The following is a 12,215-nucleotide window of genomic DNA, read 5'->3' as shown; positions in this document are numbered from 1 at the left end:
TGGTCTCCTCAGGCGGCGGCTTTGGGCGAGAACCGATGCCCTTTTTCGGCCGGCGCGGCGAGCGCGTCGATCAGGCCTTCGATCGACTTTAGATTGTGCACCGGCCGGAATTCGTCAACATGCGGCAGCATCATTTTGATGCCCTGGGCCTTGGCCCGGAAGCCGTCGAACCGCAGCAGCGGGTTGAGCCAGATCAGGCGGCGGCAGGAGCGGTGCAGGCGATCCATCTCGAAGGTCAGCCGCTCATCGACCTCGCGCTCAAGGCCGTCCGAGATCAGCAGCACGATGGCGCCCTGGGACAGCACCCGCCGGCCCCACAGCTTGTTGAAGGTGTGCAGCGAGGTGGCGATCCGCGTGCCCCCCGACCAGTCCTCGACCGATGCCGTGCACGCCGCCAGCGCCTCGTCCGGATCGCGGGCGCGCAGGCTGCGCGTGACATTGGTCAGGCGGGTGCCGAACAGGAACACCGAAACGCGCTTGCGGGCGTCGGTGATGGCGTGCAGGAACTGGAGGAACAGGCGGGTGTAGTCGCTCATTGAGCCGGAGATGTCGAGCAGCGCGACGATCGGCGCCGGCTTGTCGATGCGGCCGAGACGCCGCACGCTGACGATGTCTCCGCCGGTGCGCAGGCTGGCGCGCAGGGTGCGGCGCAGGTCGAGACGCGGCCCCCTGGCATCGGGCTGGAAGCGGCGGGTGCGCAGTTCGGCCTGCGGCAGCCGCATCCGGGCGATGGCACGGCTCACCTCGGCGATCTCCGCCGCGCTCATCTGGGCGAAGTCCTTCTTCTGCAGCACCTCCTGGTCGGAGACCGACAGCTGCATGTCCTGCTCGACGGTCTCCTTGGTCTCCGAGGTCTCGCGCTGGGCCAGCGCTTCCTGCACCCGCCGCGCGGCGGGCGGCGGCGGCTTCTTCGCCTGGTCGGGCAGCGGCACCGAATCCAGCATGTGCTGCCAGCCCTGATCGACGCGGAAGAACAGCGCGAACGCCTGGGCGAAGATCAGCATGTGCTCGTGGCGCGTGACGAACACCGACTGCAGCGTCGCGAACACGTCGGCGCGGTGGCCGATGTCGATCAGACACAGCGCATTGACCGCATCGATCACAGCGCCCGGACCGACCGGAATGCCGGCGGCACGCAGCGCGCGCGCAAAACCGACGATGTTGTCGGCGATCAGTCCGTTGGCGGGCGTCGTCGTCTCGGGCATCTTCGTCCCGGCAGCTTGGGTCAGGCCGGATCGCTGACCGCGGTCTTGATGGTCTTCTGCAGCGTGTCGCCCTGCATGCGGGCGATGTCGTCCTGGTACTTGAGCAGCGCGCCGAGAGTGTCGCCGACCACCTGGGGCGTCAGCGTGCGGGCGTCGAGCTGGGTCAGCGCGGTCGCCCAGTCGATCGTCTCGGCAACGCCCGGCACCTTGAACAGATCCTGGTCGCGCAGCGTCTGTACGAAACGCACCACCTGCTCGGACAGCTTCGCCGAGATGCCGGGCACGCGCGACTGGACGATGGCGAGCTCGCGCTCGGCGGAGGGATAGTCGACCCAGTGATAGAGGCAGCGCCGCTTCAGCGCATCGTGAATCTCGCGCGTGCGGTTCGAGGTCAGGATCACGATCGGCGGCTGCACGGCGCGCACCGTGCCGAACTCCGGAATGGTGACCTGGAAGTCACTGAGGATTTCCAGCAGATACGCCTCGAACGCTTCATCAGCGCGATCGAGTTCGTCGATCAGCAGCACCGGCGGACCGGCGGTATCGGGCTCGAGCGCCCGGAGCAGGGGCCGCTTGATCAGATACTGCTCGGCGAAGATATCGTGGGAGAGCTGTTCGCGATCGGTGTCGCCGGCGGCCTCCGCAAGACGGATCGCAATCATCTGCGCCGCGCTGTTCCACTCATAGACGGCGGAGGCGACGTCGAGCCCCTCATAGCACTGCAGGCGGATCAGCGAGCGGCCGAGCGCCGCCGACAGCGCCTTGGCGATCTCGGTCTTGCCGACGCCCGCCTCGCCTTCGAGGAACAACGGGCGCCCCATGCGCAGCGACAGATAGGTGACGGTCGCCAGCGCGCGCTCGGCGAGATAGCCCTGGCGGGTCAGAAGGTCGAGCGTCGCATCGACCGAGGTGGGCAGTGCCGACGGCGCGCTCATGACGACAATCCGATCCGCCGCGTTACCTGGCGTTGCTTGAAATTACTTGGCGTTCGCCGCGTCGACGGCGCGACGGGCGAGCACGCCGATGAGATGGGCGCGATATTCGGCGCTGCCGTGGATGTCGCTGTTGAGGCCGTCGGCCGGCACCTCGATTCCCTCCAGCGCCTTGGCCGCGAAACGCTTCTTGAGTGCTTCCTCGAACGCCGGAACGCGGAAGACACCATCCCCGCCCGCGCCGGTGACGGCGACGCGGACCTCCGACGGACGGCGGGCGACGAACACGCCGACCAGCGCGTAGCGCGACGCCTGGTTGCGGAACTTGATGTAGGCGGCCTTCTTGGGCAGCGGGAACTGGATGCGGACGATGATCTCGTCGGCCTCCAGCGCCGTGGTGAACAGGCCCTGGAAGAAGTCCTCGGCCTTGAGCTTGCGCTTGTTGGTGACGATGACGGCATCGAGCGCGAGGCACGCGGCGGGATAGTCCGCGGTCGGATCGTTGTTGGCGAGCGAGCCGCCGATGGTGCCGCGATGGCGCACGGCGGGATCGCCGATCTGGCTGGCGAGGCTCGCCAGCGCCGGAATGGCCTCGCCGACGACAGCCGAATTGGCAACCTCGGCGTGGGTGGTCATGGCGCCGATCGACAGCGCCCGGCCCTTCATCTCGATGCCAACGAGGTTCTCCACCTTCGACAGATCGACGAGATGGGCGGGGCTCGCGAGGCGCTGCTTCATCACCGGGATCAGGGTGTGTCCACCGGCGACGATCTTGGCGTCCTCGTTCTTGACAAGGAGATTGGCGGCCTGCCGCACGGTCGCCGGACGATGAAACTTGAATTCGTACATGGAAAATCCTCGGACAATCCTGCGCGCTGGCGCGCCGCGCCGTCAGGGAAAACGAAAGGCGCTCAGGCCGACTTCGCCATCGCCCTAGCGCCGGCGGCGATCGACTCGACGATGTTGTGGTAGCCGGTGCAACGGCACAGGTTGCCCTCGAGCTCCTCGCGAATGGTGTGGTGATCGAGGTCGTGGCCCTTGCGGTGCACCATGTCGACCGCGGTCATGATCATGCCGGGCGTGCAGAAGCCGCACTGCAGGCCATGATGCTCGCGGAACGCCTCCTGCATCGGATGCAGCGGTGCCCCTTCCGGAGCGAGGCCCTCGATGGTGGTGACGTTCTGGCCATCAACCATGACCGCCAGCGTGGTGCAGGACTTCACCGCCTTGCCGTCGACATGGACGACGCAGGCGCCGCATTGCGAGGTGTCGCAGCCGACATGGGTGCCGGTCAGGCGCAGGTTCTCGCGAAGAAACTGAACCAGCAGCGTGCGCGGGTCGACATTGCCCGTCACAGGATTGCCGTTCACGATGAGGGAAATCTTGGCCACCAGTCGCTCTCCTCTACGCCGCATTGCACGGCGCAACGCCTCCAGGGATCGCGTCCCTGAAGGGGGACTTCTCAAACGGTTCTAAAGCATCATAAGTGCCCGGGGCGGCCTCGGCAACCACGGCAAGGGCCTGAGAGCCATGCCGTTTTTGAATTTCTTGGCGCTATTTCCCGGTCGCGGAACGCCGTCACCGGCGGCACTCAGGCCGACGCCTTCACGGCCTCGGCGAACTTGGTGAAGAACTCATCGGCGAGCTTTTTGGCGCTGCCGTTGATCAGGCGCTGGCCGAGCTGGGCGAGCTTGCCGCCGATCTGGGCGTCGACATCGTAGGTCAGCAGCGTGCCGCCGTCCTTGTCCTGCAGGTGGACCGAAGCGCCGCCCTTGGCGAAGCCGGCGACGCCGCCCTCGCCCTCGCCCGAGATCTTGTAGCTGTTGGGCGGATCAAAATCGCTGAGAGTGACCCGGCCCTTGAAGCGCGCCGACACCGGGCCGACCTTCATCTTGGCGGTGGCGCGGAATTCATGCTCGGAGGTTTTCTCCAGCTCCTCGCAGCCGGGGATGCAGGCCTTGAGCACCTCGGCGTCGTTGAGCTTGGCCCACACCACCTCGCGGGAGGCCGGGAGCTGAACCTCCCCATTCATCGTCATAGCCATGCGGTCGACTCCGTTCGCCTGACGTCCTAGATAGCCACCTTCCGCCGCAATTGAAACACCGCTCACACGAAAAGTGAGCCCCTGACATCAGCCATGCACGCGCGCGCCCGCGCCCTCTTTTGCGATGCGGCGAGACGCTTTTGACCTGATGCTAAAATGCTTTAGGGTGCCCGCCATGAGCTCATCCCTTTCACCCCTGCTCGCGCCGATGCTGTCGAGCGCCGCAATGCGCGTGGTCTGCGACGACGCGACATACCTGCAATTCATGCTGGATTTCGAGAGCGCGCTGGCGCGTGCGCAGGCCCGCACCGGCGTCGTCCCGCAAGCCGCGGTGGCGCCGATCGGCGACGCCTGCAAGGCCGACCGATTCGATTTCGCCGGCCTTGCCAATGCCGCGAGCCGCGCTGGCAATCTCGCCATCCCGCTGGTCAAGGCACTGACCGCCGCCGTCGCCACCACCGACGCCGAGGCGTCGCGCTACGTGCACTGGGGCGCCACCAGCCAGGACGTCATCGATACCGCGACCATGCTGCAACTGCGCGCGGCGATCGACGCGCTGCTGCCCGACCTCGACCGCGCCGTCACCGGCTTCGCCGCGCTCGCCCGGCGTCATCGCGACACCGCCATGGTCGCGCGCACCTGGCTGCAGCATGCGCTGCCGATGCCGTTCGGCCTCAAGCTCGCCGAATACGCCGCAGCCCTGAACCGCAGCCGCCAGCGCCTGCGGCAGTTGCGCGCGAACGGCCTCGCGCTGCAGTTCGGCGGCGCCGCCGGCACGCTCGCGGCGCTCGGCGACAAGGGCCTTGCGGTGTCAGAGCAACTCGCCGCCGAATTGCAGTTGCCGCTGCCCGACGCGCCCTGGCATACCCACCGCGACCGCATCGCCGAGGCCGCGTCTGTGTTCGCCATTCTCACCGGCACCTGCGGCAAGATCGCGCGCGACGTCTCGCTGATGATGCAGACCGACGTGCAGGAAGCCTACGAGCCCGCCGGCGAAGGCCGCGGCGGCTCCTCGACCCTGCCGCACAAACGCAACCCGGTCGCCGCCGCCTCCGCGCTCGGCGCCGCCACCATGGCGCCGAACCTCGCCGCCACCATCTTCGCTGCCCAGGTCCAGGATCACGAGCGCAGCGCCGGCCCCTGGCACGCCGAATGGCCGACGCTGCCGACCCTGATGCTGGTGACGTCAGGGGCGCTCGCCGCCATCGTCGACATCGCCGAGGGGCTCGATGTCAATGTGGAGCGGATGCGCGCCAACCTCGACACCACCCACGGCCTGATCATGGCCGAGGCGGTGTCGATGGCGCTCGCCGACGCCATCGGCAAGAGCGAGGCCCATCACATCATCGAGGCGGCGAGCCGCGCCGCGATCGCGCAGAAGAAGCACCTGCGCGACGTGCTGGCCGCCGACAGCCGCGTCACCGCCCATCTCGACGCCGCGCGGCTCGACCGCCTGTTCGACCCCCTTGCCTACCAGGGCGGCTCGCAGGCGCTGATCGACCGCCTGCTGATCTCGCTCGGCGCCTGAGCACGAAACGACACGAACGACAAAAGGAGAACACCATGCCCACGGTCGATGCCGACGGTTGCCGGCTCAATGTCACGGTCGAGGGACGCGACGGCGGCCCGACGCTGATGCTGTCCAACTCGCTGGGGACCACGCTGCACATGTGGGAGCCGCAGATGGCAGCCCTCACCAAGGTGTTCCGTGTCATCCGCTACGACCGCCGCGGCCATGGCAAGTCCGATGTCGGCGCAACGCCCTACTCGCTCGAGCGCTTCGGCCGCGACGTGCTCGCCATCCTCGACGACCTCAACATCGAGAAGACCCACTGGTGCGGCCTGTCGATGGGCGGCATGGTCGGCCAGTGGCTCGGCGCCAACGCGCCGGAGCGCCTCGACCGCATCATCCTCGCCAACACCACGAGCTACTATCCGGATCCGACCAACTGGGACAACCGCGTCAAGCTGCTCAGGGAAAGCGGCTTCGAGGCGATCGCCGACGCCGTCATGACCGCATGGTTCACGAGCGACTTCCGCGAGCGCGAACCGCAGACGGTGGCGAAGATGCGGGCGATGCTCACCGCGACGCCGCTGGAGGGCTACATCGCCTGCTGCAAGGCGCTGCGCACCCTCGACCAGCGCGCGCTGCTGCCGACCATCTCCCGCCCGACGCTGGTGATCGCCGGCCGCCACGATCCGGCGACCAATCTTGCCGCCGGCGAGTTCATCCGCAGCCAGATTCCGCGCGCCAACCTGACCATCCTCGATGCCGCGCACATCTCGAACGTCGAGCAACCGCACGCCTTCACCGACGCCGTGGTCGGCTTCCTGACCCAGCGCTAGGGCAAAGCTCTATCATCCGCCCCTTCGAGACTTGCTCTATCTGCACCTCCGAGTCTGATTGCAACCTGAGAGCCTAATCTTTGTCGTCGCCGGGCTCGTCCCGGCGACCCCGATAAGGAAGGCACTGCGTCCCTAAGCGGGGTGGCCGGGACGAGCCCGGCCACGACAGAGTAAAGACAGAAAGCACTGTCATTTGACGATAGCTGTCGCCTTTTCCAGTTAGACACTCAGGATAACGGAGAACAGGTTCGAGCCGACCTCATCGCACTTCAATTTCCGGGAGCACGATCATGGACGACAACGAACGCCGCGCCGGTGGCGACAAGCAGCGCCGCAAGGTGCTGGGCAACGCCTGGGTCGACAAGTCGGCGGCGGGACGCAACAGCTTCAATGCCGACTTCCTCGACCTGATCACGCGCTACGCATGGGGCGAGATCTGGACCCGGCCGCATTTCGAGGAGCGCACGCGCCGCGTGCTGGTGATCGGCACCATGCTGGCGCTCGGCCAGTGGGACGAGTTCCGCATGCATGTGCGCGCGGCGCTGACCGAAGGCGGCTTCACTGCCGACGACATCAAGGAGATCCTGCTGCAGCAGGCGATCTATTGCGGCGTGCCGGCGGCCAACCACGCCACCAAGGAAGCTGCAGCCGTGCTCAAGGAGCTGGGGCTGCTCAGCGCGTAGACACGGCAGCATCGCCCGCCGGCGAGTGAGCGGCGGCAGCCGCCTTGCCGGCCGGCGCGTCCGTCTCCACCAGCATGACGATGCCGATCGACAGCAGCAGCAGCGACTCGGTCGCATGCAGCCGCAGCGCCGTGACGTCGCCGACCTGCGACGTCAACACCATGCTCGCGACGCTGACGAGGCTGCCGAGCAGCAGCGCGATCGCCAGCGGCTCGTCCGCCGCGGCGCGGCGCCCGGCACGCACCAGAGCGGCCAGGAACAGGATGAAGAACGCCACCACGGTAAGCTTGGCGAGCGCCAGCAGCCAGGCGAAGCGCACGGTGGCGACCGTGCCGAACTGCAGGATGTCGCTGACGAACATCGCCGGGCCGACATTGGCCCGTTCGTAGAACAGGCCGTGGACCGGCGAGATCACGATCTTGAGGGCCGGGATCGCCCAGGCCGGGATGAAATACGACGCCAGCAGCGCGCCGTTGAACGTGCTGATCTTCCAGTCCCTGTACATGCCGCGGCCCTGTCGATGACGCCGGACCGTTCTCCGCCTGAAGACGGGGGTCCGATCGGACATCGAGCTAACGCGCGACAATTGCGACCGGCAATGGAAACCCTTTGTTTACCTTAACGGCCGCCTCGCCGGCTGTGCACAACGCTGCGCGCCGTAGGTGCGCCTGGGTCGCACCAGGCTGCGCACGAACGGAAAAATCCCGCCTTTCGGCGGGATTCTCCTGTCACTCAAAGGCCTTAGCGAGTATCGGCCGTTAGCGCGCGGGCTTCTGATGATCGGAACCGTGCTGGCCTTGCTGGCCGCCCTGGCGCCCCGGGTCCTGCTGCTGCTGGTCCGGCTTGTGGCCGCCGCCCTGCTGCTGGCCGGGCTTCTGGGCGGGGTTCTGAGTCTGCTGGTTGTTCTGGTTCGACATCTGGACTTCTCCCTTGTGAACAGGGCATCAACGGCGCGCCACGGCGATGGTTTCAGTTCCAGCAAGGCGCCCGCAGGGCATTTTGACGGCAGCCCGCCGGCCGGCGGAACCTGGCCCCAGGACGGGGCGAAAGTCCGCCGTGGACAAAGGCTTATGACGCGTTGCCCGCGGCCGCTTGCCACTGTTAAAAACCAGCGGAAGATGCAACGTTTCGGGCTGCCGGAGCCACACGACGCATCACCACGGAACAGCGGCGGCCCATGGACTATTTCGCCCAACAGCTCATCAACGGCATTGCGCTGGGTTCCATCTACGGCTTGATCGCCATCGGCTACACGATGGTCTACGGCATCGTCGGCATGATCAATTTCGCCCATGGCGATATCTTCATGATCGGCGGCTTCATCGCCCTGATCTCCTTCCTGGTGCTGGTCTCGATCGGCCTCACCGCCGTGCCGGTGATCCTGCTGCTGGTGCTGGTCGTATCGATGGCCGTGACCGCGCTGTATGGCTGGACGGTCGAGCGCATCGCCTACCGGCCGCTGCGCCATTCCTTCCGCCTCGCGCCGATGCTGTCGGCGATCGGCATGTCGTTCGTGCTGTCGAACTACGCCCAGGTGTCGCAGGGCGCGCGCATCAAGTCGGTCGCCCCGATCATCACCGGCGGTTACACCCTGTCGGAGCACGACGGCTTCGCCGTGCAGGTCTCCAACATCCAGATCTTCATCGTGGCGTCGACGGTGGCGCTGCTGCTGGTGTTCTCGTGGCTGGTGGCGCGCACCCGCCTTGGCCGCGACATGCGTGCCTGCGAGCAGGACCAGACCATGGCCGCGCTGCTCGGCGTCGACGTCGACCGCACCATCTCCATGACCTTCGTGATCGGCGCCGCGCTCGCCGCGGTCGCCGGACTGATGTACCTGCTGTACTACGGCGTCGTCGATTTCTTCATGGGCTTCGTGGCCGGCATCAAGGCGTTCACCGCCGCCGTGCTCGGCGGCATCGGCTCGCTGCCCGGCGCCATGCTCGGCGGTCTCGCCATCGGCCTGATCGAGACGTTCTGGGGCGGCTATTTCTCGTCCGAGTACAAGGACGTCGCCGCATTCTCGATCCTGATCATCGTGCTGATCTTCATGCCGACCGGCCTGCTCGGCCGCCCGGAAATCGAGAAAGTCTGATGGCTCCCGGCGTGGCAGCTCCCGCATCCGATGCCGCCGCCGGACCCCAGCACGGGGCGGCCTTCATCCTGAAGAAGGCGCTGCTCAGCGCGCTTGTGGCGCTGGTGCTGTTCTCGCTGATGATCGGCGTGCGCACCGAGGCCGGCCCCGAAGGCAAGCTGATCTACTGGACGCGGTTCGGCGACCTCGCCACGCTGGTCGGCATCGTGTTTGCCGGCAGCATCGCCGTCGAGCTGATGCGGCGCTGGATCGGGCCGGTCAATTTCGCCGAGCGCATGCCCGCGGGCACCGACCGCGCACTCGCGCAGTTGCAGCGGGCGCTGGTGCCGGCCCTGCTGATCTTCACCGTGCTGATTCCGGTACTGTTCTACGACCAGCGCTACATCCTCGACCTCGGCATCCTGGTGCTGACCTATGTCATGCTCGGCTGGGGCCTGAACATCGTGGTCGGCCTCGCCGGGCTGCTCGACCTCGGCTATGTCGCGTTCTACGCCGTCGGCGCTTATTCCTACGCCCTGCTCGCCACCACCTTCGGGCTGTCGTTCTGGGTCTGCCTGCCGCTCGCCGGCATCCTCGCCTCGTTCTGGGGCATCCTGCTCGGCTTCCCGGTGCTGCGGCTCAAGGGCGACTACCTCGCCATCGTGACGCTGGCGTTCGGCGAGATCATCCGCCTCGTCCTGCTCAACTGGCAGGACGTGACCGGTGGCCCCAACGGCATCAGCGGCATCCCGCGCCCGAGCTTCTTCGGCATTCCGCTCACCGCCGGCGACGACGGCCTCGCGGCGCGGCTTGGCATCGAGTTCTCGCCGACCCACCGCGTCGTGTTCCTGTTCTATATCATCCTGGCGCTGGCGCTGCTGACCAACTGGGCGACCATCCGCCTGCGCCGGCTGCCGATCGGCCGTGCCTGGGAGGCGCTGCGCGAGGACGAGGTCGCCTGCCGCGCGCTCGGCATCAACACCACCACCACCAAGCTCACGGCGTTCGCGCTTGGCGCCATGTTCGGCGGCTTCGCCGGCGCTTTCTTCGCCACCCGCCAGGGCTTCATCAGCCCGGAATCGTTCTCGTTCCAGGAATCGGCACTGGTGCTCGCCATCGTCGTGCTCGGCGGCATGGGCTCCCAGCTCGGCGTCGCCCTCGCCGCGCTCGCCATGATCGGCGGCTTCGAGCTGTTCCGCGGCTTCGACCAGTACCGCATGCTGGTGTTCGGCCTCGCCATGGTGATGCTGATGATCTGGCGGCCGCGCGGCCTGATCGGCCATCGCGCGCCCTCGGTGTACCTCGAACGCCGCGCCGCGATCTCCGCCGAGTTCGTCAAGGAAGGCCACGGATGAGCGGCACCGACATCCTCGAGGTGACGCATCTGTCGATGCGCTTCGGCGGCATCCTCGCCATCAACGACCTGTCGTTTTCGGCCGGCCGCGGCCAGATCACCGCGCTGATCGGTCCCAACGGCGCCGGCAAGACCACGGTGTTCAACTGCATCACCGGCTTCTACAAGCCGACCACCGGCATGCTGCGCCTGACCCATGACGACGGCAGCGAATTCCTGCTCGAGCGCCTGTTCGACTTCCGCATCGCCAAGCTCGCCAGGGTGGCGCGCACCTTCCAGAACATCCGCCTGTTCGCCGGCATGACGCTGCTGGAGAACCTGATGGTGGCGCAGCACAATCCGTTGATGCGCGCATCGGGCTGGACCGTGCTCGGCCTGTTCGGCGCGCCGACCTACCGCGCCGCCGAGCGCGAGGCGATCGACCGCGCGCGCTACTGGCTCGATCGCATCGGCCTGCTCGGCCGCGCCGACGATGCCGCCGGCAACCTCGCCTATGGCGACCAGCGCCGGCTGGAGATCGCCCGCGCGATGTGCACCGAGCCGGCGCTGCTGTGCCTCGACGAGCCGGCCGCCGGCCTCAATGCCCGCGAAGGCGATGCCCTCAGCGAACTGCTGCTGGCGATCCGCAAGGATCACGGCACCTCGCTGCTGCTGATCGAGCACGACATGGGCGTGGTGATGGAGATCTCCGACCGCATCGTGGTGCTCGACCATGGCGTCAGGATCGCCGACGGCACGCCGCGGCAGATTCGCGACGACCCCAAGGTGATCGCCGCCTATCTCGGCACTGACGAGGACGCCGCCATCGCCGTCATGGAGAGCACGCCATGACCGCCGCGACGCCGCTGCTCGCGATCCGCGGCCTCACCGCCGCCTATGGCAAGATCGTCGCGCTCAAGGGCGTCGACATCGACGTCCATGCCGGCGAGATCGTGGCGCTGATCGGCGCCAACGGCGCCGGCAAGTCGACGCTGATGATGACGGTGTTCGGCCGCCCGCGCGCCCGCTCCGGCCAGATCGCGTTCGACGGCCGCGACATCACCCAGATGCCGACCCACCATCTCGCGCGGCTGCGCATCGCGCAGTCGCCCGAGGGCCGCCGCATCTTCCCGCGCATGACGGTCGCGGAGAATCTGCAGATGGGCGCCGACGCGGCGGACGCCGGCGAGACCGAGCGCGCCGCCGACCTCGACCGCGTGCTGACGCTGTTCCCGCGCCTCAAGGAGCGCCTGAGCCAGCGCGGCGGCACGCTGTCGGGCGGCGAGCAGCAGATGCTGGCGATCGGCCGCGCATTGATGATGCGGCCGCGCCTCTTGATGCTCGACGAGCCGTCGCTGGGGCTCGCGCCGCTGATTACCCGCCAGATCTTCGACGCCATCCGCACACTGAACCGCCAGGACGGCCTCACCGTGCTGATCGTCGAGCAGAATGCCAACCACGCGCTGCGCCTCGCCCACCGCGGCTATGTCATGGTCAACGGCGCCATCACGCTGAGCGGCGGCGGCGCCGAGCTGCTGCAGCGGCCGGAGATCCGCGCCGCCTACCTCGAAGGCGGACGGCACAGCGCATGAGCCGGATGA

At 67.4% G+C, this 12,215-nt stretch carries 14 protein-coding genes; 7 read left to right on the top strand and 7 right to left on the bottom strand.

Features of this window, described 5'->3' with window-relative positions; genetic code table 11:
• Window positions 1–8 precede the first annotated feature (8 nt).
• The 5 genes from JQ639_RS32685 to JQ639_RS32665 form a co-directional block, all read right to left on the bottom strand.
• Window positions 9–1,205 (bottom strand): vWA domain-containing protein, encoded by a 1,197-nt coding sequence (locus JQ639_RS32685; RefSeq protein ID WP_211964239.1) that lies wholly within the window; start codon window positions 1,203–1,205, stop codon window positions 9–11.
• A 20-nt stretch (window positions 1,206–1,225) separates the two neighbouring features.
• The gene (locus tag JQ639_RS32680; protein WP_211964237.1) at window positions 1,226–2,140 is read right to left on the bottom strand and encodes an AAA family ATPase; all 915 of its coding nucleotides are present in this window, start codon (window positions 2,138–2,140) and stop codon (window positions 1,226–1,228) included.
• Between the two features lie 42 nt (window positions 2,141–2,182).
• Window positions 2,183–2,986, bottom strand: a complete 804-nt coding sequence (locus JQ639_RS32675; protein WP_211964235.1) for an FAD binding domain-containing protein — start codon at window positions 2,984–2,986, stop codon at window positions 2,183–2,185.
• Window positions 2,987–3,048: 62 nt separating this feature from the next.
• Window positions 3,049–3,528, bottom strand: a complete 480-nt coding sequence (locus tag JQ639_RS32670) for a (2Fe-2S)-binding protein (protein WP_211964233.1) — start codon at window positions 3,526–3,528, stop codon at window positions 3,049–3,051.
• A 200-nt stretch (window positions 3,529–3,728) separates the two neighbouring features.
• The gene (locus tag JQ639_RS32665) at window positions 3,729–4,181 is read right to left on the bottom strand and encodes an SRPBCC family protein (RefSeq protein ID WP_211964231.1); all 453 of its coding nucleotides are present in this window, start codon (window positions 4,179–4,181) and stop codon (window positions 3,729–3,731) included.
• A 175-nt stretch (window positions 4,182–4,356) separates the two neighbouring features.
• On the opposite strand from JQ639_RS32665, the gene JQ639_RS32660 reads away from it, so the two are divergent.
• The 3 genes from JQ639_RS32660 (at window position 4,357) to JQ639_RS32650 (ending at window position 7,210) form a co-directional block, all read left to right on the top strand.
• Entirely contained in the window at window positions 4,357–5,709 is a 1,353-nt protein-coding gene (locus tag JQ639_RS32660; protein ID WP_211964230.1) for a 3-carboxy-cis,cis-muconate cycloisomerase, read from the top strand.
• A gap of 35 nt (window positions 5,710–5,744) precedes the next feature.
• Window positions 5,745–6,527, top strand: a complete 783-nt coding sequence (pcaD, locus tag JQ639_RS32655; RefSeq protein WP_211964229.1) for a 3-oxoadipate enol-lactonase — start codon at window positions 5,745–5,747, stop codon at window positions 6,525–6,527.
• Window positions 6,528–6,817: 290 nt separating this feature from the next.
• A complete protein-coding gene (locus tag JQ639_RS32650) occupies window positions 6,818–7,210 on the top strand; it encodes a carboxymuconolactone decarboxylase family protein (protein ID WP_211964228.1) in 393 nt (130 codons plus the stop codon).
• Here the strand turns inward: JQ639_RS32650 and JQ639_RS32645 are convergent.
• Window positions 7,200–7,715 (bottom strand): hypothetical protein, encoded by a 516-nt coding sequence (locus JQ639_RS32645; RefSeq protein ID WP_211964225.1) that lies wholly within the window; start codon window positions 7,713–7,715, stop codon window positions 7,200–7,202. The two genes, JQ639_RS32650 and JQ639_RS32645, sit on opposite strands and share 11 nt — an antisense overlap.
• Window positions 7,716–7,968: 253 nt before the next feature.
• Window positions 7,969–8,127, bottom strand: coding sequence for a hypothetical protein (locus tag JQ639_RS32640; RefSeq protein ID WP_211964224.1), 159 nt, complete (start codon window positions 8,125–8,127; stop codon window positions 7,969–7,971).
• 260 nt (window positions 8,128–8,387) lie between these two features.
• Here JQ639_RS32640 and JQ639_RS32635 point away from each other — a divergent pair, with 260 nt between their 5' ends.
• The 4 genes from JQ639_RS32635 to JQ639_RS32620 are packed head-to-tail and all read left to right on the top strand — an operon-like array spanning window position 8,388 to window position 12,206.
• The gene (locus tag JQ639_RS32635) at window positions 8,388–9,302 is read left to right on the top strand and encodes an ABC transporter permease subunit (protein ID WP_211964222.1); all 915 of its coding nucleotides are present in this window, start codon (window positions 8,388–8,390) and stop codon (window positions 9,300–9,302) included.
• The gene (gene livM, locus JQ639_RS32630) at window positions 9,302–10,636 is read left to right on the top strand and encodes a high-affinity branched-chain amino acid ABC transporter permease LivM (RefSeq protein WP_211964214.1); all 1,335 of its coding nucleotides are present in this window, start codon (window positions 9,302–9,304) and stop codon (window positions 10,634–10,636) included. The genes JQ639_RS32635 and livM overlap by 1 nt, the downstream gene beginning before the upstream one ends.
• Entirely contained in the window at window positions 10,633–11,466 is an 834-nt protein-coding gene (locus tag JQ639_RS32625; RefSeq protein ID WP_211964212.1) for an ABC transporter ATP-binding protein, read from the top strand. Before livM ends, JQ639_RS32625 begins: the two co-directional genes overlap by 4 nt.
• Window positions 11,463–12,206, top strand: a complete 744-nt coding sequence (locus JQ639_RS32620; protein ID WP_211964210.1) for an ABC transporter ATP-binding protein — start codon at window positions 11,463–11,465, stop codon at window positions 12,204–12,206. Before JQ639_RS32625 ends, JQ639_RS32620 begins: the two co-directional genes overlap by 4 nt.
• Window positions 12,207–12,215: the final 9 nt, after the last annotated feature.

Source organism: Bradyrhizobium sp. U87765 SZCCT0048, assembly GCF_018131225.1.
GTDB lineage: Bacteria > Pseudomonadota > Alphaproteobacteria > Rhizobiales > Xanthobacteraceae > Bradyrhizobium_A.
This window is presented reverse-complemented; position numbering and strand designations above follow the sequence as displayed.